We start from the raw sequence: 23,186 nt of genomic DNA, 5'->3' as shown, positions 1-23,186 counted from the left end.
CGCCGGACATGAACCTTCTCCGTCCCCCTGCCCTCGTTCGGGCAGCCGCTGCGCTGTTCGCCTGGGCCGCGCTGGCAGCGCCAGCGACCGCCGCCACCGACGATTTCCTCGACCCGGACAAGGCCTTCGTGCTGTCGGCCTCGGTCGCTTCGCCCACCTCGGTGGTCGTGCGCTTCGACATCGCGCCGGGCTATCGGATGTACCGCGAGCCCTTCACCTTCGAGGCGCCCGGCACCTCCGCCAGCGTGAAGGCCGACGTGCCGGCGGGCGAGCGCAAGTTCGACGACACGTTCCAGAAAGAAGTCGAAACCTATCGCGGCACGCTCGAGATCCCGGTCGAGGTGCGCGGCGCCCAAGCGCCGTTGACGCTCAACATGACGAGCCAGGGTTGTGCGGATGCCGGTCTCTGCTACCCGCCGCAGCAGCATGCCCTGCGGGTGCTGGTGGCCGAGGGTTCCGTCGTCGGCGTGTCCGTCGCACCGGCCGCGGTCGACGACACGACCGCATCCTCGACTCCGGCGGCCACACCGGCCGCGGTCGCCGCAGTCAGCACGACGGCGCAGGCCGCGACACCGGCAACCGAGGCAGCCCCGAGCGCGAGCGGTCGCATCGAATCGGCGCTGCAGTCGGGCAGCCTGCTCGTGGTGGCCGGCGTGTTCCTGGTCGCGGGCCTGCTGCTGTCGTTCACACCCTGCGTGCTGCCGATGGTGCCCATCCTGTCGTCCATCATCGTGGGGCAGGCCGGCCCGGTGTCGCGTGCCCGCGGCTTCGGCCTCGCGGTGAGCTACTGCCTCGGCATGGCACTCGTGTACACCGCCTTCGGCGTGGTGGCCGGTCTGTTGGGCGAAGGGCTCGCGGCCTCCATGCAGAACCCATGGGTGCTGGGCGCCTTCGCCACCCTGCTGGCGCTGCTGTCGCTCTCGATGTTCGGGCTCTACGAACTGCAGATGCCCAACTTCCTGCAGAGCAAGGTCACGGAAGCCTCGGGGCGTCTGCCCGGCGGCAAGTTCGCGGGCGTCTTCGCCATGGGCGGCCTGTCGGCGCTCATCGTCGGCCCGTGCGTGGCGGCCCCGTTGGCCGGTGCGCTCGTCTACATCAGCCGCACCCACGACGTGATGATCGGCGCGGTGGCGCTCTTCTCGCTCGCCTGCGGCATGAGCGCGCCGTTGCTGCTGGTGGGCCTGTCGGCCGGCTCGCTGCTGCCGCGCACCGGCGCGTGGATGGAACGGGTCAAGCATGCCTTCGGCGTGATGCTGCTGGCCGTCGCCCTGTGGCTCGTGTCGCCGGTGCTGCCGGCCTGGGCGCTGATGTCGCTCACCGGCGCGTTGCTGACGGTGACCGCCGTCTACATGGGCGCGTTCGACCGGCTCGGCGACACGGTCGCCGGCAGCGCCCGCCTCTTCAAGGGCGTGGGTGTGGTGCTGGCCCTGGTGGGCGCGGCCCAGTTCGTGGGCGCACTGTCCGGCGGACGCGACACCTTGCAGCCGCTGGCCCACCTTGCCTCCCGCGCGGGCGGCAAGGCAGCCAGCGTGGAGCACGAGGGTCCGACCTTCAAGCGGGTGCGCACCGTGGCCGAACTCGAGCAGGCCGTGGCATCGGCCGGCCGCCCGGTCATGCTGGACTTCTACGCCGACTGGTGTGTGTCGTGCAAGGAGTACGAGCGCTTCACCTTCCAGCACGACGAGGTGCGACGTCGCCTCGGCGACTTCGAGCTGCTGCAGGTGGACGTCACCGCCAACAGCGCGGATGACAAGACGCTGCTCAAGCGCTTCGGCCTGTTCGGCCCCCCCGGCATCGTCTTCTTCGACCCACAGGGCCGCGAGAAGTCGGCAGCCCGCGTGGTCGGCTACCAGGCCGGCCCGGAATTCCTGCGCAGCCTCGACGCCGCAGCCCTCTGATCCCTCCTCCCATCGCCATGTCCACTCCCCTCTTCGGCGACGCTCGCCGTGAACGCCTGCGCCTGCGCGCCGCTTGCGCGCTGCTCGGCGCCTCAGTGCTGATGACCGCCTGCGGCGGCGGCGACGAGACCGCCAAGACGGCTGCACCCGGCCCGGTGTCGGCCACGCCGGTGCCGACCCCGACGCCCGCGCCGGCCCCGACGCCGACGCCATCCGCCCCGGCTCCTTCACCGGGCACACCGCCCGCCCCCGGCGGCGATCCCGCGCCGACGCCTCCGGCTCCGCCGGTCACGGCGCCCACGCCCGCCCCGGCGACCCCCAATCCCAACCCCAACCCGAATCCCGCGCCGACGCCGACGCCGTCCCCGGTGACCGCCTGCGCCGACGGGCTGTACTTCTGCGAGGACTTCGAGGCCTCGGCGACGGGCTCGCCGAGCAGCACCCGGTGGACGATCGAAAGCCGCGCTGCCACGGCGGCCATCGAGACGGCACGGGCCCGCGGCAAGCAGGCCCTGCACCTCAGCACGACCGACAACGGCGCTGCCTTCATCGTGCCGTCATCCTTCAAACCGACCGGCAACAGCTTCTTCGGCCGCATGTGGGTGTGGGTCGACGCCTTCCCGACCAAGCCCGACTACGCGCACTTCACCCTGGTGGAAGCGGGCGGCGCCAACAGCAGCACCGTCGTGCGGCCCATCGGCGGCCAGTACATCCCGGGGCAAGGCAACGGCAACGCGCTGTGGGGCGTCGGCTCCGACGGCGGACCGACGGGCGACTGGACGGCCTGGCAACCGAGCGCGCCGACGGCAGGTGGGCGCTGGACCTGCATGGAGTGGCAGATGGACGCCGCCGAAAACCGGGTGGACGTCTGGATCGATGGCGTGGCCAAGCCGGAGATGCGGGTGAATACCAAGCAGCACGGCACGGCCACGGGCGACTTCATGTTCCCGTCGTTCGACCGCATCAAGCTCGGCTGGCAGCTCTACCAGGGCGGGGCCACGCCGAACCGGTATGACGTGTGGCTGGACGACCTGGCCCTCGGGCCGGCGCGCATCGGTTGCGGGGCCGGCGTCGTGCCCCAGACGCCTGCGCTGCGGTGGCGCGGCGTGAACCTGGCCGGGGCCGAGTTCGGCCACGACAAGGCGCTCCCCGGGACGCATGGGGCGACGTACCTCTATCCCGCCGCTTCCAGCGTTGCCTACTACAAAGCCAAGGGCATGAACACGGTCCGGCTGCCCTTCCTGTGGGAGCGACTCCAGCCGGCGCTCAACCAGGACTTCAACGGCGCGGAGCTCGGCCGCTTGAAGGACTTCGTGGGACAGGTCACCTCGTCCGGCGTGACCGTGATGCTCGACCCGCACAACTACGCCCGCTACCACGGCAACCTCATCGGCTCGGCCGCGGTGCCGAACAGCGCCTTCGCCGACTTCTGGCGTCGCCTTGCCACCGAGTTCAAGGGCAACGACAAGGTGATCTTCGCCCTGATGAACGAGCCGCACACCATGCCGACGGAGCAATGGCTTGCGGCCGCGAATGCGGGCCTCGCCGCCATCCGGGCGACGGGCGCAACGCAGGTCGTCACGGTGCCCGGCAACGCCTGGACCGGCGCGCACAGCTGGCTGAAGGACAGCTACGGCACGCCCAACGGGACGGTGATGAAGGGCATCGTCGACCCGGGCAGGAACATGGTGTTCGAGGTGCACCAGTACCTCGATGGAGACTCGTCGGGCACAGACCAGTCCTGCGTCAGCACGACCATCGGCGCCGAACGGGTGCGCGACTTCACGAACTGGCTCCGCACCAACGGCTACCGCGCCATCCTCGGCGAATTCGCGGGTGGCGCCAACGAGACCTGCAACCAGGCCGTCGACGGCCTGCTCTCCCACCTCGAAGCCAACGCCGACGTCTGGTCGGGCTGGACCTGGTGGGCGGCCGGTCCCTGGTGGGGCGAGTACATGTTCTCGATCGAACCCAAGGACAACACGGACAGGCCGCAGATGAGCGTCCTGGCCCGGCATCTCAAATGACATCACCCAGGGAGAAGAAGATGAACCCGAATACCCCGCGCGCCAAGCCGCACGCCCGCGCTGCCGTCGCATTGTTGTTCGCCCTCACGCTGAGCGCCTGCGGCGGAGGCGATGAGAGCGTCGCGCAGCCAGCACCCGCACCCTCGGCCGGCACGCCGAACCCCGCGCCGGTCCCCGCCCCCGCCCCCGCGCCCACACCAGCGCCGACCACGCCAGCGCCAGCGCCCGGCACCGGCACTGGCACGACGCCCACGAACCCCGGGACCGGCACCACCCCCGGCACGGGCACCACGCCGACGCCGACGCCGACGCCAACGACACCGGGCACCGGCACGGGCACGGACCCGGGCACTGGCACGACCCCGGGCACCGGGACGGGCACGACACCCGGCACGGACACCGGCACGACGCCAGGCACGGGCACGACACCCCCGCCCGCCACCGATCCGAACGCGGCACTCATCACCACCGGCAACCCGTTCGCCGACGCCGTGCTGTACCAGGACCCTGACTACGACGCGAAGATCGCCCTGTCGCGGGCCAAGGTCCTCGACGGCTCCGAGGACGCCCGCCTGCTGGCCGCGGCCAAGTCGTTCCCGACGGCCGTGTGGCTGGACCGCCTCGCGGCGATTGACGGCGCCCAGGCCACCGGCGGCGCCATGGGCCTCGTGAACCACCTCGATGCCGCCGTGCGGCAGCAGAAGGCGGCCAGCGGCACCGGCGCACTGAAGCCCTTCACCATCACGATCGTCGTCTACGACCTGCCTGACCGCGACTGCGCCGCGCTCGCCTCCAACGGCGAGTTGAGCTCGGCGAACGGCGGGATGGAGATCTACAAGAAGCAGTACATCGACCGCATTGCCGAGATCGTTGCCCGCCCGGCCTATGCCAGCCTGCGCATCGCAGCGGTCATCGAGCCGGACTCCTACCCGAACATGCTGACCAACGTCGGCGTGGGCAAGACCGCGTGCGACAAGGTGAACGAGCAGCAGATCTACGTCCAGGGCATCCAGTACGCCTTGGCCAAACTCTCGGCGCCGAAGAACGTGTACCTGTACCTCGACATCGCCCACTCCGGCTGGCTCGGCTGGGACAACAACCGCGACAAGGCCGTCAAGGGCTTCAAGGCGCTCGTCGCCGGGGCCACGCCGTCGGGCCGCCTCGACATCATCCGCGGCTTCGCCAGCAACACGGCCAACTACACGCCGCTCGACGAGCCGCATTTCAACGGCGACGACAACATCGTCAGCACGAGCGGCACGACGCAGTTCTACGAATGGAACCGCTCGGTCGATGAACTGACCTTCATCGACAAGCTGCATGCCGAGTTCGTGGCCGCAGGCTTCCCGAAGTCGCTGTCCTTCGTCATCGACACCTCGCGCAACGGCTGGGGCGGCGCCAAGCGCCCGTCCGCGCCCGCGGCCGACGTCGACGACATGCGCATCGACCGCCGTGGTCACCGCGGCAACTGGTGCAACGTCAAGGACACCGGCATCGGCGAGCGCCCGAAGGCGAAACCGGACGCGAACCGACCGCACCTGGATGCCTTCATGTTCGTGAAGCCGCCGGGCGACTCCGACGGCACCAGCGACGCGAACGCGACCAGCCCGAACGACGAAGGCAAGCGCTTCGACGCCATGTGCGGGAGCGCCAACGTCGACGCGCTGTCCGGTGCGCCCCACGCCGGCCAGTGGTTCCACGACCAGTTCCTGATGCTGCTGCGCAACGCCTCGCCGGCCATCAAGTGACCTGAACGGGCCGACGCGGCCGCGGACCGGTGCTTCCCGCCTCCCGCGCCCCGTCGGCCTTCGTGCCTCGGGCCTCCCGACGGCCCACCGCCAAGCGCGGTGGGCGGCGTTCGTCACCGCGATGCTGACGCCCGTCCTTCCTACCGCGCAATGTGTCGAAGTGTTTCAATAACCCCTTCGGCCGTGAAGCCGCTTGCCAATTGAAGCCGGTGGTCACATCCTGACCCTCCCCCCGCGTTAACGTGGTCAAAACTGTGGAGTAGGTCACATGAAGACACCATGGCATACCGCATGGCAAGGATCTGACGTCGTCGTGTTCCGCGACGACACCGAGGTGGACCGTTTCAATGCCGAACAGGTGCAACGGGTCATCTTTGTTCACCGTGGCTCGGGCGAGACCCCGGGCGACCTGTCGTTCGCCGTCGTCGAGCTGCCCGACGATTGCATCATCTTCCCCGCCGATACCGGCTTTGCCGGGCGTGTGCACTTCGAGCGCACGAGTTTCTGGGAAGACAAGCAGTGCGTCTTCTGGGTGTCCGAATCGAATGCGCCGTTGCCGGGACGCCTGCGCCGCGGCCTCTGGCTGCTGCGCCCCGGCACGCCCATCTTCAGGCGCCTGCCGCGCGCCGAGCTGGCGGGCGTGATCGAACGCTGGCCACTTGCCGGGCCACAGACCTGGGAACAGCGCAAGTGGGAACGCATCGAGCGCAGCCGTCCGTTCGGCAGCACGACGCAGCCCGCCTCGCTCGAGCAGACGGCGGCGCGCAAACGGGCCTGAGGGGTTCGACGCGCCCTCGCGCCGCACGCTCGGCTGCGGCCGCCCCGGCGCGGTCGACGAACGATGAGTGAGTGCATGGCCGCGGCGAGCCGCCCCATCCCGCCCGCCTGCCCACATCGCTTGTGTGCAACGCGCCCTTGCGCCGGACCGCGAAGGCGCCGGCGCGCCCCGGGTCCTCAGCGCGGCACGATGGCCAGCGCCCCGCCCGCGGCCACGAAGGCACCGCCCGTCACACGGTTGAATGCCTTGCCCAGACGGCCATGCTGCATGCGGGCAGCGAGCGAGGCGCCTCCCTTGGCATAGGCGATCATGACGGCACCGTCGATGACGAGCCACGTGCAGGCCAGCACGGCCAGCTGTGCCGCGATCGGCCGACCGGGGTCGAGGAACTGGGGAAACAGGGAACCGAAGAACAGAAGGTCCTTCGGGTTGCCGATGCCCACAGCGAAGCCCTTGCGCCAGAGCGCACGGCGACGGCTGGCAGTTCCCGCGCCCGACGGGCTGCTGCCGGTAACGCCATCGAATCGCGGCGGTGGCGATCGCCAGGTGCTGATCCCCAGGTGAATGAGGTACGCAGCGCCGAACAAGCGAATGCCGTGGAAGAGCGTGTCCGACGCGGCGATGGCGGCACCGAGGCCCAGGGCGGAAAGCAACATCAACGTGAGGGAAGCGCACATGCCGCCCAGCACGGTTGCACTCGTGCGCGGAACACCATGGGCTGCGCCGTGGGCCATGCACAGCAGCGCGGAGGGCCCGGGGGTGACGATCACCGCGAGCACCACCGACACGTACACCAGCCAGTGAGTCAGCGTCATGAGAGTCCGGCGTGCGGCGTGACGTCTGCGCGCCCCACCGGGCGGCCGTCATGCCGCGTCGTCGACGCCCCGGCCGTCATTCGAACCGGCTTTCTCGCAGCCACTTCGTGGCCACCCATTTCTCGCCCTGCACCACCGGCGCGCCGCCATGCAAGGTGCGGGTCATGGGGTGAGCCCGGTCATAGCTGAAGAACACGGCGTTGCCCTTGACCGGGGCCACCTCGAGGTGCACGTCGGGGAAGGTGGTGGCTCCGCCGAGCTCGGGGGTATTGAGGTACATGACCACCGTGCCGACCCGCTGCCCGCCCCGCTTGAGGATGTTCGGCGTGCCCGCGTGGGCCGGATCGAAATAGTCGTAGTGGGGCTTGTATTCGGCGCCGGGCCGGTAGCGCAGCACCTGCAGCCCCTCGCCGAACTCGACGGGCCAGTTGAGAAGCGCGGCAATGCGCGCCTCGATGCGGGCGCACAAGGCGTTCTCGCCGCGGCCGAAGAACATGCCGTCGCTGGTGCGCGCGGTATTGACCTCGCTGGAACCGGTGCTGGTCACCACGGTCTCGGACCGGGCCAGTCGCTCCCGCGACAGGGCCACGAGCTGGTCGCATTCCTCGTGAGACAGCAGGTTGCCCAGTACCACCACCCGCGGGTTGCGCAGGGTCATCACGATGTCGACCGGATGACCCTCGACGACGATCGCGTTCGGCGAATCCACGAGGTTGGGCTCGGGCACCCGCACGGGCACGGGCAGCCCGTTGGCCTCGGCATGCTCCTTGAGGAAGCCCGACAAGGTGTCTTCGAGTGCGGCCAGGGCGATGTCCTCGTTCCAGCCGCTGTCCATCATGGACTTGAGCACCGCATCGGGGTCGCGGCCGGCCTTGGCCTGGTCGACGATCCACTGGCGCAGTTCGGGGGTGACGTGCTGTTCGCTCATGCTGTCATTGTGCCAAGTTGACGCGGCGCCGGAACTCAGTCGACACCGGCCGTGCGGCGGCGGAACACCAGGCGGTCCGGCTGCGAGGCCGACGGCTCGAAGGCATAGCCGTCGAGGTCGAAGCGTTCCAGGTCCTTCGGAGTGGCCAGCCGGTGGGTGATGGCGTAGCGCGCCATCAGGCCGCGTGCGCGCTTGGCGAAGAAGCTGATGATCTTGTATTTTCCACCCTTCCAGTCCTCGAAGACACACTCGATGACCCGAGGCTTCAGGACCGGCCGGTCCGCCGCCTTGAAGTACTCCTGGGACGCAAGGTTGACGATCACCGGCACCGGGTCGGCGGCCGCACAGCGGTTCAGGTACTCGGCGAGGGTGTCGCCCCAGAAGGCGTAGAGGTTGCCCCCGTGCGGATTCTCGAGCGCCGTGCCCATCTCCAGGCGATAGGGCTGCATGCGGTCCAGCGGCCTCAGCACGCCGTACAGCCCGCTCAGGATGCTGACGTGCGTCTGGGCCCATTGCAGGTCATCCGTGCTGAGGCTTGCGGCCTGCAGGCCGTCGTAGACATCGCCGTCGAAGGCGAGCACCGCGGCCTTGCTGTTGCGGGCCGTGAACCGGCGCGACCATGCGCCGTAGCGCGCGACATTCAACTGGGCGAGCGGGTCCGAGAGGTGCATCAGGGCCGCAACCTCCTGCGGGCTCATCGGTCGCAGCAGGTCGATAAGCTCGGCGGATCGCGGCAGGAATTGCGGCACGGTCGTCTGGTCGAAGGGAGCGGGCGTGTCGTAGTCGAGGGATTTCGCGGGAGAAAGGACGAAGTGCATCGCCCGATTTTCCTTCACGCCCGCGGCGCTTCGCAATTGCACGCTCAACTGTGCATTCGTACCGGTCAAGGCCGTGCCGGCTTTGCCAGAATCGGTACACCGGCCGGCCCCAGGCCGACGTCTCGTGCCCTTCCTCCCATGCAACACAGTCCCTTTGTCAACTGGCTCGCCCGCGTCCTGCTTGGCGTCGGCCTGGCGCTCGTGAGCGTCCAGGTGGGACTGATCTTCGGCGGTAACTGGTGGGAGGTGGGCGCAGCCTGCGCGGTGGTGGCGTTGGTGGGCATCGGCATTGCCGCCCGAGCCGAGTGGGTGGAGCGGCGTCGCCGGTTCCTGCGTCGCCATTGCCGCACCCTGAGCCTGCCCACGCCATGGTCGGTCAAGCTCGACAAGCGCATGCGGGGCGGATGGACCGCGCCCATCGCCGTCATCCGGGACGACGGCATGCGCTTCGTGGTGGACATCCAGCCCTTCCACTCCGTCAACTGGGCGCTGGCGCCCAGGAACCGCAAGGGCGACATGGAGCCGGTGCTGGTCGACTCGCGCGGCCGCAAGCTGCGGCCCGATCCGATGCCCACCTTGGCGGCCGGCGCACTGGCGGCGAGCGCGGCGCCGGTGCTGTGGCTTCCGCGCGCCCTGGAAGCCGGGACGCACCGGCACCCTGACTCCAACCTCGTGGTGGTGGCCGGCACCGCGCGGGACCTGAAGCTGGCGCTTCAGAGTTCACGCCGGGTGGCGAGCAATGCGCAGGTCAATTCCACGGTGTCGGGACTCCAGGAGAGCAGGCTCACCGTGTGAGACGGCGACGCGCCGTGGCACGGCGCCCTGCTTCACTTCTTCGCGTCTTCGGCAGCGTTCTCGATGCGTTCGCCGGCCCGCTCGATCGAGTTGCCGGCCCGTTCGGTTGCATTGTCGACGGACTTGCCGGCCCGTTCGGCGGCGCCCTCGGCAGGCTGACATGCCGCGGTGGCAAGCGACAAGGCTGCGACGAAGGCGAACACGGCGGTATTGAAGCGGGTCATCGAGAACTCCTGCGATCTGGAATGACGCCACTGTAGAAGCGCGCCGTGGCCGTGTCGTTCAGCGCCCGGCGACTTCGCGTGTGCGGGCCGTCCTACCGACACGTCAGCGGAAATCGCGGCTCTGCGACGCGAGGCCCTGCAGCAGGGGCGTGTGGTCGATCACCTTCGAGGCCACGAGGTGCATCACCGCCTGCGCCCCCTCCCCTTCGCGCTGCCATTGGCCGAACACGGTGAGCAGGGTCGCACTCAGCAGCGGCTTGCGCTGCGCCTCCACCACCCGGGGCCAGACGATGATGTTGATGGCGCCGGTGTCGTCTTCGATGGTCACGAACATGGTGCCGTTGGCGGTGGGCGGGCGTTGCCGGTGGGTGACGAGGCCGCTCGCCCGCGCGAGGCGGCCGTGGGGCAGCTCCCGCAGGGCCGACGCCGGCAGCACCTTGAAGGCATCGAGTTGCGTGCGCAGCAGGGTGAGCGGATGCGCCTTCAGGGTCAGGCCGAGCGCGCGGTAGTCGGCCAGGGTCTCGGCCGCGGCATCGGGAGCGGCCAAGGACACCATCCCTTCGCGCGTCGGCATGTCGCGCAGCATCTCGGTCGGCCGGGTGTCGATGCCCGCCACGGCCCAGGCCGCCTGATGCCGGTGCCCCCCGTCCGCGCCCGTGGTCACACCGGGCAGGTGGCGCAGCGCGTCCGCCTGGGCCAGGCATTCGAGCTCCTGGCGGTCGAGGCCGGCCCGGCGCGCCAGATCCTCCGGTCCCTCGAAGGGGGCCTCGCGCCGCGCGGCCATCAACCGGTCGGCCGCGTCCTGCTTCAGGCCCTTCACGAGCTGCAGGCCCAGGCGCACGGCGCGCCAGGGGGAGTCGTTGCCTTCGAGCGTGCTGGCCCAATCGCTCACGGTCACGTCGACCGGCCGCACCACCACGCCATGGGCTCGCGCATCGCGCACGAGTTGTGCCGGCGCGTAGAAGCCCATCGGCTGGCTGTTGAGCAGGCCGACGAGGAAAGCGTCCGGGTGATGCCGCTTGATCCAGCTGCTCACGTAGGCCAGCATCGCGAAGCCCGCCGCGTGGCTCTCGGGGAAGCCGTATTCGCCAAAGCCCTCGATCTGCTTGAAGATGCGCTCGGCATACTCGCGTTCGTAGCCCTTCTCCACCATGCGACCCACCAGCTTGTGCTCGAAGGGGCCGAGCCCGCCCTTTCGCTTCCAGGCGGCCATGGCGCGCCGCAGGGCATCAGCTTCGCCCCCCGTGAAATCGGCCGCCAGCATGGCGATCTGCATCACCTGCTCCTGGAAGATGGGCACGCCCAGCGTGCGTTCGAGCGCCGGCCGGATCTCGGCCCGGGGGTAGTCGATCTCCTCGGGCGGAAGGCTGCGGTTGCGCAGGTACGGATGCACCATGCCGCCCTGGATGGGCCCGGGCCGCACGATGGCCACCTCCACCACCAGGTCGTAGTAGGTGCGGGGCTTGAGGCGCGGCAGCATGCTCATCTGCGCACGGCTCTCGATCTGGAACACCCCCACCGTGTCGGCCTCGCAGATCATGTCGTAGGTGGCCGGGTCCTCCGCCGGCACGTCCTGCATCTCGAAGGGACGGCCCAGCTTGTGGGCAATGAGTGCCAGCGAGCGCCGCAGTGCGCTCAACATGCCGAGCGCGAGGATGTCCACCTTGATGAGGCCGAGCGCGTCCAGGTCGTCCTTGTCCCACTGCACGATGCTGCGTCCGTCCATCGCGGCGTTCTCCACCGGCACCAGCTCCTCGATGCGGTCGCGCGCGATGACGAAGCCGCCGGGGTGCTGGCTCAGGTGGCGGGGAAAGCCGATCAGCTGGGTGGTGAGATCGAGCCACTGGCGCGTCACCGGGGCGTCGGAATCGAAGCCGTTCTCGCGCAGCCGCTGCACGTCCACCGCCCGCCCGTCGAACCACTGCTGGCTCTTGGCCACCACGTCGATGGCCGCCTGGTCGATGCCGAGGGCCCGGCCCACGTCACGCAACGCCGACCGCGGCCGGTAGCTGATCACCACCGCTGTGAGGGCGGCGCGGTTGCGTCCGTACTTTCGGTAGATGTACTGGATGACCTCCTCGCGGCGCTGGTGCTCGAAGTCGATGTCGATGTCGGGCGGCTCGTTGCGCTCGGCGCTGATGAAGCGCTCGAAGAGCATGGTGGTCCGGCGCGGGTCCACCTCGGTCACGTGCAGGCAGTAGCAGACCAGGGAGTTGGCCGCACTGCCCCGCCCCTGGCACAGGATGCCCTGCGTGCGCGCCCAGGCCACGATGTCGGCCACCGTCAGGAAGTAGGCTTCGTAGTGGAGTTGCTCGATGAGCGCGAGTTCGTGCTCGAGCTGGGCCGCATGCGCCGGCGCGATGCCCTGCGGAAACCGCTTGGGCACGCCTTGCCAGGTCAGGGCCCGCAAATGGGCAATCGGCGTGAGCCCCGGCGGCACGAGTTCCTGCGGGTACTCGTAGCGCAGTTCGGCAAGCGAGAAACTGCACCGCGCCGCCAGCTGCACCGTGCGGTCCAGCCACTCCGCGGGATAGAGCGCCGCCAGGCGGCCGCGCGAGCGCAGGTGCTGTTCGGCATTGGGTTCGAGGGCCCAGCCGCATTCGGCGACCGGCCGGTTCAGGCGGGTGGCGGTGAGGGTGTCCTGCAGGGCCTTGCGCGAGCGCACGTGCATCAGCACGTCGCCCGCGGCCACCACCGGCAGCCCGGTCAGCTCGGCCAGGCGCGCCACGCACGCCACCAGGTCATCGTCGCCCGCGCGGTGCAGCAGCTCGATGGCGAGCGCCGCCCGGTCCTGGAACCAGGTCTTGAGCCACATGGCCTGGGCGAACACCGCCTCGAAGGATTGATCGGCCTGCACCACCAGCACGCCCAGGCAGTCCGGCAGGCCCGCCAGCGTCGGCGCATGGGGCACGCGCCCCTCCAGGTCGGACGGGTGGGCGAGGTAGTGCCCCTTCACCGCGCGGCGGCGGGCAACCGTGATCCAGTGGGCGAGGTTGGCGTAACCGCGGCGGGTCTGCGCGAGCGCGAGGAGCCGCATGGGCGGCTGGGGCGGTCCGCCCTCGGGCTCGGTGGCCGGGGTGAGCCGCATCTCGGTGCCGATGATGAGGTGCAGCCGGTCCCGCGCGCAGACATGGGCCCGCACGACTCCGGCCACCGAGCATTCATCGGTGAGGGCGAGCGCCGTGTAGCCGAGCTCGATCGCCCGCTCGACCAGCTCCTCGGGCGAGGAGGCGCCCGTGAGAAAACTGAAATGACTGCGGCAATGCAACTCCGCATAGGCCGGCAGGTCGAGGCGCGGTACTGCAGCGCCTCGGGCAACACTGTTCATTCATACAGTATCGCTCAACTGGGATCCGCCATGCCGAAGATGTCGGGCAGGCCTGCCGTCCGTACGGGAATCGGGCGAAATTCAGGCCCGGCGGCGCGCCGACTTGCGGTCCACCAGCCGGGACAGGTTGCCCAGTGACACCAGGTGCGCATGCACCAGGGCCAGCAGGCCGCCCCGGTGCATGGACAACACCGTCTCGTCCGGCAGCGCCCGCAGCTTCTCTTCGTCGACCACCAGGAAGCCGTCCACGGTGAACCGCTCGCCGTTGGTCAGCGTGCCCTGGGCCCGCATCTCCTTGAGCAGACCCAGCCCCTGCAGGTGGGCGCCGATGGGGCGGGTGATCTGCACCGCGGCCTCGAAGTCCTTCAGGAACTGCAGCGCCTGGTCCAGGTAGGGCGTGGGCTCGCCGAAGTCGTCGAAGAGGCGCTCACCCGGGCCCTCCTCCACGAGCGAGCTGCAGGCCGCATCGAAGGCCACCGCCTGCGTGGACTGGCCGTCGTCCTGGCGGGCATCCGCCAGCACGAAGGGGTAGCGGCGCAGGAAGGCCGGTTCGTAAGGTGCCGTCCAGACGCCATCGTCCACGAAGAGGTTCTCGCCGGCCTCCAGGCCCAGCAGGGCGACGGGCGTGATCACCGCCTGGCCTTGCGCATCGGTCTCGCCGCTGCGGATGAAGAACAGGGGGAAGGTCTTGCAGGCCTCGGCAAATTCGGCAGCGGCGCAGAACACCGCGTTCATGCGCGCGGCCGCGGCGCGATCGGCCTCGGGACGCAGGCGGCGCAGGCGGTGCTGGTGGCGGTCGAGCAGCACCAGCTGACCGTAGAGGGCGTTGGGTGCGGGTGAGTTCATCGTTCGTCGTGGGGGTTGTCCAGGCGCACGGCCAGCACCTTGTCGACGCGCTTGCCGTCCAGGTCGACGACCTCGAAGCGCCAGCCTTCCCATTCGACCGAATCGGTGGTCTGGGGCAGGCGGCCGAGCAGCAGCATCACCATGCCGGCCAGGGTGTTGTAGCGGCCACGGTCTTCTTCCGGCAGGTCCTTCAGTTCCAGCCGGTCCTTCAGTTCCGGCACCGGGATGAGGCCATCGAAGAGCCATGAGCCGTCTTCGCGCTGCACCGCCCACGCGTCGTCCGCCGGGGTGGTGAATTCGCCCGTGATCGCCTCGAGCACGTCGCGCACCGTGATGACGCCCTGCACCTCGCCGTACTCGTCGACCACGAAGACGAGCTGCGCGCTGGTGGCGCGGAACTGGTCGAGCAGCTCCATGCCCGAGAGCGTCTCGGGCACGAAGACCGGGGGCTGCAGGTGATCGGTCAGCGAAAGCGGCAGGCCCTGCAACTGCTGCTGCAACAGGCTCTGCGCGGTGACGATGCCGAGCACGTCGTTCAAGCCGCCGCGGCAGACGGGGTAGCGCGAATGCTCCTGGCCGGACATCACCTCGCGGATCTGGTCGGGACCGGCCGTGGCGTCGAGCCACACGATTTCCGTGCGCGGGATCATCATCGAGCCCACTTCCCGGTCGTCGAGGCGGAACACGTTGCGCACCATCTGGTGCTCCTGAGCCTCGATGATGCCGGCGTCGAGGCCCTCCTCGAGGCTGGCGGCGATCTCCTCCTCGGTGACCGAACGCGACGGCCCGCCGCGGATGCCCAGCAGCCGCAAGGTGGCCTCGGTGCACCACGACAGCAGCTTCACGAAGGGCCGGGCCACCAGCGAGAGCAGCTCCATGGGCGGCGCCACCAGCCGGGCCACCGACTCCGGGTACATCTGGCCCAGGCGCTTGGGCACCAGCTCGCCGAAGATGATGGTCGCGAAGGTGATGCACACCACCACCAGCGCCGTGGCGCTGATGCTGGCGGCGTTCTGGCTGATGTTGAAACCGCGCTCGAGCCACACGGCGAACGGCTCGGCGAACGCCGCCTCGCCCACGATGCCGTTGAGCACCCCGATGGACGTGATGCCGATCTGCACCGTGGACAGGAACTTGGTCGGGTTCTCGTGCAGGTCCATGGCGGCCTGGGCGCCTGACTCCCCCGTTTCGACCATCACCGCCAGCCGCGCCTTGCGGCTCGCGGTGAGCGCCATTTCAGACATGGCAAAAAGGCCGTTGAGCAGGATGAGAAAGACGAGAAGGGCTATGTCCATGCGGAGCACGCCCGGCCAAGGGGCCCGGCGCACGGAGACGAAGAAGGCGACTAGCGTATCAGACCTGTGCGACACCGGGCACCGTGCCCGGCGGCACAATGCGGCCATGAACTACCTGATCGGCGACCTGCAGGGCTGCTGCGACGCCTTCGAGCGGCTGCTCCAACGCATCGATTTCTCCCCTTCCCGCGACCGCCTCTACCTCCTGGGCGACCTCGTCAACCGCGGTCCGTCCACCCTCGCCACGCTGCGTAAGGTGCAGGCGCTGGGCGACGCGGCCACCGCTCTGCTCGGCAACCATGACCTGCACCTGCTGGCGGTCGCCCACGGCACCCGCCGGCCGTCCAAGGGCGACACCCTGTCCGACGTGCTGGAGGCCCCCGACCGCCCTGCCCTCATCGACTGGCTGCGTCACCAGCGCATGGCCGTGCACGCCCACGGCTGGTTGATGGTGCATGCCGGGGTGGCGCCGCAGTGGGACCTCGGCACCACCCTGTCCCTGGCACGCGAAGTCGAGACCCGGCTGCAGGCCCCCGACCTGGCCGACTTCCTCGCCGAGATGTACGGCAACGAGCCGGCGCGCTGGGACGACAGCCTGGGTGGCACGGCCCGGCTCCGCTTCGCGGTGAACGCCCTGTCGCGCATCCGCTTTTGCACGGCGGACGGCACGCTCGACCTGCACAGCAAGGATGGCGCCGCCGAACCGCCCGACGGTCTCTACCGCTGGTTCGAGGCGCCGGGCCGGCGCACGGCGGGCGTGCCCATCGCCTTCGGCCACTGGTCGACCCTGGGCCTCGTGGACCGCGCCGACCTGCTGGCACTGGACACCGGCTGCGTGTGGGGCGGCCGCCTCACCGCCATGCGGCTGAACGACCAAGGCGAGCGCCAGGGCCTCGTGCAGGTCGACTGCGAACAGGCCCGGCGCCCGGGTTGATGCAATGACAGGCCCGGCACCCGCCACGCCGCCAAGCCTCGGTGCCGCGCCCGGCGGTGAGGCCCGTTTGCCGGAGCCCCTGCACCTGCAGGCCGCCGACGGCGTGGCCCTGGGCGGCTGGCAATGGCGCTCGCCGCAGCGCGCAAGCGACGGCGCCTCCCCTGTCGTCATCGTCAGCTGCGCCACCTCGGTGCGCTGCCGCTACTACGCCCGCTTCGCCGCCGATCTGCATGCCCACGGCTTCGACGTCATCACCTTCGACTACCGCGGCATCGGGGACTCGCGCCCCGCCGCCCTTCGCGGCTTCGACGCCTCATGGTCGGATTGGGGCCGCCTCGACTTCGAGGCCGTGCTCGACCACGCGGCACGGGCCTTCCCCGACCGCCCGATCGACGTGGTGGCGCACAGCTTCGGGGGCTGCGCCGCCGGTCTCGCCCCGTCGGCGCACCGCATCCGACGGCTCGTCACCGTGGGCGCCCAGTTCGCCTACTGGCGCGACTACGCACCGGCCGAACGCTGGCGCATGTTCGCCAAATGGCACGTCGCCATGCCGTTGCTCGCGGCCTGCCTCGGCTACGTACCGGCCAAGCGGCTGGGCTGGATGGAAGACACCCCGCGCGGCGTTGCCCTCGACTGGGCCGCGATGGCGCCCCGCTTCGAGCACCGCCCGAGCGGCCGTCGCACGGCCTCCGGCCCGCCTCCGGGCTTTGCCACGGCGAAGGCCGACATCCTGGCGATCAGCCTCACCGACGATCCCTTCGGCACCATCCCTGCCATCGAGCGCCTGCTCAGCTATTTCAGCGCCAGCCACCGCACCCACCTGCGCCTGGCGCCGGCTGACATCGGCGTCGAGGACATCGGCCACTTCGCCTTCTTCCACAGCCGGTTCCAGCCCACCCTCTGGCCCTTGGCCCACGCCTGGCTGCGCGACGGCGCGCTCCCGGCCGCCACGCCAGGAACGCTCGTTTCCCGCACGCCCGCGGGCTGACCCGGCCGCAGGCCGGCTACACTACCGGCTCCATGCGCCCAGCGCATCCGGAAGCGTGGCAGAGTGGTCGATTGCACCGGTCTTGAAAACCGGCGACGGGCAACCGTCCGTGAGTTCGAATCTCACCGCTTCCGCCAGGACTCAAGTAAGTTGTTGATTTGCCGATAAGTCCCAGTGTTTCAAGGGCTTAGAAGGCAACGGGTATGCCAAACGCATGTGCCAAACCCAATCAAGAACTCACTGTGCCCGAGCACTTCTACCGCCCGCAGGGGTCGACCAAGTGGTATGTCCGCTTGGTCGCGCCGACGCACGTCCAACCGCTGCTCGCGAAGGGCGAGAAGGAGTTCCGGAAGTCCACCGGCCACTCCGACCTGACCCAGGCCAAGGTCGTCGGCCTCGGCCTTCTCGCGGACAAGTCGCGCGAATGGAACACGCTGGCTAAGGCCGTCGCCACCGGCCCCGACAAGCCGGTACCGACCGTCCTGCACGCCGAACTGGTCGACCACATCTGTGCGGCTCGCCTGCATTCGTGGATGCGCTCGGACGAGGAGGAGCGCTTCTCGCCCGAAGGACTCAGCGCCGCAGCGCTGGCTGACATCGACGACTTCAGCAAGCTGTCCGATGTCGTCATGCGGTCGGTCATCACACAAGGCGCCGCCTCCCCGCACTGGCACGACGTCATCGAGGCCACGCTGGATTGGTGCGGCGTGCTGGGATACGCGGTGGAGACCACCGACCCGACGTTCATTCCGCTCGTGCGTGCCTTCGCCAACGTCGAGAAGAAGGCTTAGCAGCTGATTGCCCTGCGCAACGTCGGCGACGATGCCGCGACGCCGCCAGCGCCCGTACGCGCGACCAGGCATGTGCTTTCCGATGTGACCGACGCTTTCCGCAAGTACAAGGCACCCAGGAGCGGGAACAAGCACCTGGGCACGATGCTCAACGCCTGGCGGTTGCTTATTGAGCATTGCGGAGACATCTCGCTCGACAGCGTGACTCCGTCCATCATCTTCGGCTTCATGGAAGCGCGCATGCATGCGCCGAAGAAGGCATGGTCGGAGAGCCGCGCCAAGACGTTCGGCAAGCACACGCTCTCTGAAATCTTCGGCTTCGCGCGCACGACAGGGCTCATGTCGAGCGAGAACCCGGTCGACGCCATGGAGGCGTTTCCGACGCTGACGGCGGCCGAGGAAGCCAGCCGCCAGAACCCTCGCTACCCGTACACGAGCAAGCAGCTCAACACGCTGCTTGCGTCGGCATGGTTCGACCCGGCAAACACGACGGACTTCCGGGGCAAGATGCGCGACGACCTGGGAGCGAGATACTGGGTGCCGCTTATCGGCGTCTTCCATGGGACGCGTGTCCGAGAGCCCTTGCAGCTCGTTGTCTCCGACTTCTCGTACGAGGGCGAGGTCTATGTCCTGTCGGTGCGGCCGGAGCTTGAAGACGACGGCGAGGAGGCAAAGATGCTCGCCGAGTTGCGCAGCGTGAAGACACTGGCGACCAAGCGGCGCATTCCGGTGCACCCTGCTCTCCTCGCGCTCGGGTTTGAGGAGTTCGTCCGGGAGCGAAGGGCGCAGAGCGGTGCTACAGCGCTCCTGTTCCCATCAAGCATGCCCAAAGCCGGCGGCAAGTCGCCGAAGCTCGGCCGCTCCTATGAGCAGGCGTTCTTGCGTTTCGTTCGCGACCGCCTTGGCTTCGGGCCTGGCCTTGGCAATCATGGCTTGCGGCACCAGCTCGAAGACCGGCTTCGAGACACCCAGGCGCGCAACGGCCGGTGGCCGGCCGGACTTGGCCAGCAGTACACCGGCCGCACCCGCACCCGCGAGGTCGACCGAGACGTCCTTCTGGACGAGGGCAGCGAGGCCTCCTATGGCGTTGGGTATACGCCTGCGGCCATCCTGCCCTACATCTCGACCATCGACTTCTCCGACTTGGCGCTGCCAGCGCCTTTCGCCGACTGGCGCAAGGGCGCCGGCAGGGCGACGGTGTAACGCGGCTGCGCCGCACGACGGAGCCGCAGGCTCCGCTTGGACAACTACGTCTAACTATCCCTGGCCGCTGTCGGCCACGGCCGTTTTCACCGGGGTAGTTCCAGCCTTGCGCCCCGAGCGCTTGGCCTCGGGCTTCGGCCCCTTCTGCGCCTGCGCGGGCTTCATCTTCCAGCGCACCGTGCGCGTGGGCGCGCGCTCCAGCACGCCATCGGCGTCCGGGTGCTCCACCCCCTCGATGCGCGTGCCCGTCTCGCCGTACTGCGTCTGCGTCTCGCTGCGGTACACCCGTGCATGCGCCGACAGCGACTTGTCCTGTTCGGGCAGGCTCGGCGCCGCCGCCAGCCCCCCGCGCAGCACGAGGAAGGTGTAGGCGTCGCCGCGCTGCTGGCTCGCCTCGACGCGGCCCTTCGCATCGCCGCCGCGCGCCGCCCGCCACAGCGCCGCCATCTCCGGCCCCGCCGGCGGCTCCTGCACCCGGCGCAGCTCGTCCCACAGCGTCAGGCAACTGCCGATGCCGAAGAACTGCGCTCCGCGCATGCCCCACAGCGCGCGGTACGCGTCCACGGCCCGCGCGTTGCGTTGCTCGCGCGCGCTGCGCGGCTTGGCGTCCTCGCCATCGAAGCCACCCTCGCAACCGAGGGACTTGGCCACGTACTTGACGACGTAGCTCGCGCCACTGCCCTTCTCGCGGTCGATGATGGACACGTCCACCTGCGCGCCCTCGCGCCTGTGCGTGAGCGCTCGACCCTCGCCGTTCACCACGTCCTCCCACGTCTCGTACATCAGGTCGCTGTCCTTGTGGTCGCCGCGCACCTTCAGCTTGCCGGGGAAGTACGCCAGGAAGGTCGCGAGCACCGCGTCCTGGTGCTCCGGCGCGTACAGCAGCCAGAAGTGCCGGTGCGGGCAGCCGTCGCGGTGCGGCTCGGCCGCCCACAGCCCGCTCAGCGCAATGCCCAGCTTGGCCAGGTCGCGGCGCACGTCCTGCCAGCGCGCGCCCAGCTCCTCGCTCGCCTCGGCCGGCGTCTTGCCGTTCCAGCGGTGCGTGGCTTTGCCGTGCGTCGGGTTCGGGTGCCACTCGCTTTCCAGCGTCGCCGTCAGCAGCGCCACCATCAGGCCGCCTTCGTCGGCCAGCCTGTCCATCGCCGCGATGAAGGCGTACAGCCGCGACATCTTCTGCCGCGCCGTCTTCGCCACCGCCGCCATCGGCAGCTCAACCTGCTCGCCGTCGATGACGGCTTGCAGCGTCGTCTCCTCGAGCCACTGCGCTTGCGCCCGGCGCTGCGTCTCGCGCAGGTGCTGCGCCTGCGCGCTGCAATACGCGCTGCCGTTGCGCCCCACGCGCTTGAGCTTGAGCTCCAGCAGCTCGACCTCCTGGGCCACGCGCCGGCGCAGCGTGCGCCGCCAGTACGCGGCATCGAGCACGCGCGCGACGCGGGCGTGCAATCGGGCCTCGGCCGTCTCGCCCTTGCCGCGCACCTTGATGCCGAAGACCCGCTCGGCCACGTCGACCAGGCGCACCGGGTCGAAGTTGCTCCGGCCGTCGACGGTGGCCAGTGCCTTGAGGCGGTCGGGGATGCGCAGCGCTTCGTCGCACAGGTCGGCGTACGACCAGTGCAGGTAGCGCTGCACGCCACGCGCGTGGCGCAGCAGCTCGTCGTGCCAGCGCTGGGCCTCGGCATGCGCGGCTTCGAGCTGCGCGGCCTGCTTCGGGTGCAGTTCGGCGCCGGGCGGCGGCAGGTACGGGTCGAGAGGAGAGAAGGCGCTCGCGGCGCGCGCCTGCGCGGCGCAGGCGATGACGGCCGACAGCTCGGCCGGCTTGTTCGAGGACATGGGACGGGACTCCGTGCAAGAGGAGCCGCGTCTAGGAACGCCTTGTTATCCGTCCCGGCTTTAGCGCGCTAAAGGCTTTACGCTTTCAGGCCCGCTAAAAGACCAACGGCCCCTTTCGGGGCCGCTGGCTGGTGAGTTCTCGACGACTCACCGAATCAGGTTGCACGGATGGCCTCATCGAGTTTTGCGAGGTGTCCTGACTCGTATAGCAACCGGTTTAAACGCGCTGCGCGAGCGGCACTTCCGTGCAGCCTCGCCACACCAGCGGCAGGCCGATGTCCGCCTGGGCCAGCGTCACGCGCGAGGCGAGCGCCGCCTGCTCGTGCGCGCTCAAGCGCCACCAGCGCTCGCGCGCCGCCTTCGCCACGCGCGCGCCGTGGTTCAGCGTCGCGTCGTAGACCACGACGACGCCAGCCAGCGTGTACGGCAGCTCGGCGTGCACGCGCTGGCCCACGTGCTCGGCCAGGCTCACGATGCGCACGAGTTCGGGCGTGCCCTTGGGCGCGGACTCCGTCTCGACCAGCCACAGGTTCGCGCCCCGGATGAGGATGGCGTCGGGCATCTTGCGGAAGCGCGCGAGCAGTTGCTGCGCCGTCACCGGCGCGTAGCCGTTGACCAGGGCGTACTCGCTCCACGCCTCGAAGCCCTGGGCCTGCCTGTGCAGGCACCATCGGCTCGTGAGCGCGTGGTGCGCGTAGGTCGGCCCGCTCACGCTCGCCAGGTCGAGCCCGTGCCGCGCCGGCACGCCGTGCAGCTCCAGCGCTGCGGCGCCGGGCCGCGTCAGCACGTAGCTCAGGCTCCCGTGCGCGTTGCGACGGGCCAGCAGCTCGCCGGCTTCGACCAGGCCGCGCACCGTGCGCTGCGCCATCTGCAGCCCGTAGCGCGCGCCCGGCCAGCACGCCGCGCCGAGGTCGGCGCAGCGCAGGTGGCCGTGCGCGGCCACGGCGCGCAGCACCGCCACGCGGTTGGCCGCCGCCCGCTCGCGCGAAGTCGGGCCGGACGGCTTCGGGGTCGGCTTCGGCTTCGCGGCCGCAGGCCGCAGCAAGTCGCCGAGGAAGTCATTGGAGATACGCATGGCTGCACTCGTCATCGTTTCGATGTCTCGTGTAGCCACGACGCCTCTGCCGAGGCGTCGGTCGCCCAGGCACGCTCGCAGCAGACGCTGCAAGCCTGCCCGTGCTCTGGCGGGCGACCGTGTGCTCTTCGGCGGCTGGGACCGCACGCACACTCGCCGGGCTGTACGCCCGTCGTCTCCCGTCATCGCCCCCGTTCGCTGTCGCGCCCGTGGGCTCATGAGCGCCGCTGCCTGCACGAACCACCGACTGGACGTCGGCGGCCCGCGCAGGAAGCCAACCCGTGCACCGGGCAGCGTTTGCCGTGACCGTCATCCGCTTCGAGCTGGACGCTCGCCGTCACACAGGTTGGCTTCCTGCGCTTGCGCTTCGTCAGCGGCGAACCTCACGCCCACGCTGCGCGTGGTCTGCGGTTCCAGCTTCACCGTGCGCGTTGGCGCGCACCGGCCCCTGGACGGGGCCTCGGCGAACCTGGCTCCTCCGGCCCTGCGTCGGCCTGCTGGGGCAGACGCTCCTCCGGGTCAGCCCCGGCGCCGGCCGGTGCTGCCCGCTGTCCTTCGGCAGCGGCTCTCAACACCCGCTCGCGCCGTCGCCTCAGCGACACCAGCGCTGCATCCCGATGAAGCCTTCAAGCTGCCGCAACTCGCGCTCGCCGAGCCGCCAGGCCGTCGCGTGCACGACCGCCGCCAGCGAGGCCAGCGCGCGCTGCGCGTCGCTCGCCAGGTCAGGCGCAGGCCGGCCCTCGTCATCGAGCAATCGGAGGGGCGCCGAAGTGTCGGCGTCGAGGGTGTACCAGGTGGGGTCAAGTCGTTTCGTCATGACCCTTGTAGCGACCTGCCGCCTGACGGCGGCCGGCCGCGCCCATCC

19 protein-coding genes and 1 tRNA gene are annotated in these 23,186 nt (G+C 69.8%); 10 read left to right on the top strand and 10 right to left on the bottom strand.

Features of this window, described 5'->3' with window-relative positions; translation table 11 throughout:
* The first annotated feature begins 8 nt into the window (after positions 1–8).
* From dsbD to ACSQ2F_RS05025, 4 genes are all read left to right on the top strand, one after another.
* Complete coding sequence (gene dsbD, locus ACSQ2F_RS05040) at positions 9–1,898, top strand: protein-disulfide reductase DsbD (protein ID WP_436020416.1); 1,890 nt, start codon at positions 9–11, stop codon at positions 1,896–1,898.
* Positions 1,899–1,915: 17 nt separating this feature from the next.
* Positions 1,916–3,925 carry a glycoside hydrolase family 5 protein gene (locus ACSQ2F_RS05035; RefSeq protein WP_436020414.1) on the top strand — a complete coding sequence of 670 codons (2,010 nt, stop codon included), beginning with the start codon at positions 1,916–1,918 and terminating at the stop codon, positions 3,923–3,925.
* Between the two features lie 20 nt (positions 3,926–3,945).
* Positions 3,946–5,673, top strand: coding sequence for a glycoside hydrolase family 6 protein (locus ACSQ2F_RS05030; RefSeq protein ID WP_436020412.1), 1,728 nt, complete (start codon positions 3,946–3,948; stop codon positions 5,671–5,673).
* Positions 5,674–5,941: 268 nt separating this feature from the next.
* Positions 5,942–6,451: a hypothetical protein gene (locus ACSQ2F_RS05025; protein ID WP_436020410.1), complete on the top strand. Its 510-nt coding sequence runs from the start codon at positions 5,942–5,944 to the stop codon at positions 6,449–6,451.
* Positions 6,452–6,627: 176 nt separating this feature from the next.
* Here the strand turns inward: ACSQ2F_RS05025 and ACSQ2F_RS05020 are convergent, their stop codons facing one another.
* The 3 genes from ACSQ2F_RS05020 to yaaA all read right to left on the bottom strand — a co-directional run bounded on the left by ACSQ2F_RS05020 (position 6,628) and on the right by yaaA (position 9,012).
* On the bottom strand, positions 6,628–7,266 hold the full coding sequence (locus tag ACSQ2F_RS05020; protein ID WP_436020408.1) for a LysE family translocator: 639 nt from the start codon (positions 7,264–7,266) through the stop codon (positions 6,628–6,630).
* Between the two features lie 76 nt (positions 7,267–7,342).
* Positions 7,343–8,194, bottom strand: a complete 852-nt coding sequence (locus ACSQ2F_RS05015; protein ID WP_436020406.1) for a 2OG-Fe(II) oxygenase — start codon at positions 8,192–8,194, stop codon at positions 7,343–7,345.
* 35 nt (positions 8,195–8,229) lie between these two features.
* Positions 8,230–9,012, bottom strand: a complete 783-nt coding sequence (gene yaaA / locus ACSQ2F_RS05010) for a peroxide stress protein YaaA (RefSeq protein ID WP_436020404.1) — start codon at positions 9,010–9,012, stop codon at positions 8,230–8,232.
* A gap of 138 nt (positions 9,013–9,150) precedes the next feature.
* On the opposite strand from yaaA, the gene ACSQ2F_RS05005 reads away from it, so the two are divergent.
* Positions 9,151–9,807, top strand: a complete 657-nt coding sequence (locus ACSQ2F_RS05005) for a hypothetical protein (protein WP_436020402.1) — start codon at positions 9,151–9,153, stop codon at positions 9,805–9,807.
* Positions 9,808–9,839: 32 nt separating this feature from the next.
* Here the strand turns inward: ACSQ2F_RS05005 and ACSQ2F_RS05000 are convergent, their stop codons facing one another.
* The 4 genes from ACSQ2F_RS05000 to ACSQ2F_RS04985 form a co-directional block, all read right to left on the bottom strand.
* Complete coding sequence (locus ACSQ2F_RS05000) at positions 9,840–10,031, bottom strand: hypothetical protein (RefSeq protein ID WP_436020400.1); 192 nt, start codon at positions 10,029–10,031, stop codon at positions 9,840–9,842.
* A 103-nt stretch (positions 10,032–10,134) separates the two neighbouring features.
* Entirely contained in the window at positions 10,135–13,359 is a 3,225-nt protein-coding gene (locus ACSQ2F_RS04995; RefSeq protein WP_436020398.1) for an error-prone DNA polymerase, read from the bottom strand.
* Between the two features lie 81 nt (positions 13,360–13,440).
* Positions 13,441–14,205, bottom strand: coding sequence for a SapC family protein (locus ACSQ2F_RS04990; protein ID WP_436020396.1), 765 nt, complete (start codon positions 14,203–14,205; stop codon positions 13,441–13,443).
* Complete coding sequence (locus tag ACSQ2F_RS04985; protein ID WP_436020394.1) at positions 14,202–15,500, bottom strand: hemolysin family protein; 1,299 nt, start codon at positions 15,498–15,500, stop codon at positions 14,202–14,204. The genes ACSQ2F_RS04990 and ACSQ2F_RS04985 overlap by 4 nt, the downstream gene beginning before the upstream one ends.
* 106 nt (positions 15,501–15,606) lie before the next feature.
* On the opposite strand from ACSQ2F_RS04985, the gene ACSQ2F_RS04980 reads away from it, so the two are divergent.
* The 5 genes from ACSQ2F_RS04980 (at position 15,607) to ACSQ2F_RS04960 (ending at position 19,416) form a co-directional block, all read left to right on the top strand.
* Complete coding sequence (locus tag ACSQ2F_RS04980) at positions 15,607–16,434, top strand: symmetrical bis(5'-nucleosyl)-tetraphosphatase (protein WP_436020392.1); 828 nt, start codon at positions 15,607–15,609, stop codon at positions 16,432–16,434.
* Positions 16,435–16,438: 4 nt separating this feature from the next.
* The gene (locus ACSQ2F_RS04975; RefSeq protein WP_436020390.1) at positions 16,439–17,422 is read left to right on the top strand and encodes an alpha/beta hydrolase family protein; all 984 of its coding nucleotides are present in this window, start codon (positions 16,439–16,441) and stop codon (positions 17,420–17,422) included.
* Positions 17,423–17,471: 49 nt separating this feature from the next.
* A tRNA-Ser gene (locus ACSQ2F_RS04970) sits at positions 17,472–17,559 on the top strand.
* A gap of 66 nt (positions 17,560–17,625) precedes the next feature.
* Positions 17,626–18,213 carry a hypothetical protein gene (locus tag ACSQ2F_RS04965; RefSeq protein ID WP_436020388.1) on the top strand — a complete coding sequence of 196 codons (588 nt, stop codon included), beginning with the start codon at positions 17,626–17,628 and terminating at the stop codon, positions 18,211–18,213.
* Between the two features lie 84 nt (positions 18,214–18,297).
* On the top strand, positions 18,298–19,416 hold the full coding sequence (locus ACSQ2F_RS04960) for a hypothetical protein (RefSeq protein ID WP_436020386.1): 1,119 nt from the start codon (positions 18,298–18,300) through the stop codon (positions 19,414–19,416).
* A 54-nt stretch (positions 19,417–19,470) separates the two neighbouring features.
* On the opposite strand, the gene ACSQ2F_RS04955 is transcribed toward ACSQ2F_RS04960, so the two are convergent.
* The 3 genes from ACSQ2F_RS04955 to ACSQ2F_RS04945 form a co-directional block, all read right to left on the bottom strand.
* Positions 19,471–21,246 carry a replication endonuclease gene (locus ACSQ2F_RS04955; RefSeq protein ID WP_436020384.1) on the bottom strand — a complete coding sequence of 592 codons (1,776 nt, stop codon included), beginning with the start codon at positions 21,244–21,246 and terminating at the stop codon, positions 19,471–19,473.
* A gap of 217 nt (positions 21,247–21,463) precedes the next feature.
* Complete coding sequence (locus tag ACSQ2F_RS04950) at positions 21,464–22,321, bottom strand: hypothetical protein (RefSeq protein ID WP_436020382.1); 858 nt, start codon at positions 22,319–22,321, stop codon at positions 21,464–21,466.
* A gap of 592 nt (positions 22,322–22,913) precedes the next feature.
* Positions 22,914–23,138, bottom strand: coding sequence for a hypothetical protein (locus ACSQ2F_RS04945; RefSeq protein ID WP_436020380.1), 225 nt, complete (start codon positions 23,136–23,138; stop codon positions 22,914–22,916).
* Positions 23,139–23,186: the final 48 nt, after the last annotated feature.

The organism is Rhizobacter sp. LjRoot28 (genome assembly GCF_964253025.1).
In the GTDB taxonomy this organism is placed as follows: Bacteria; Pseudomonadota; Gammaproteobacteria; order Burkholderiales; family Burkholderiaceae_C; genus Rhizobacter.
The sequence above is the reverse complement of the archived record's forward strand: the minus strand, read 5'-3'. Positions and strand labels throughout refer to the sequence as shown.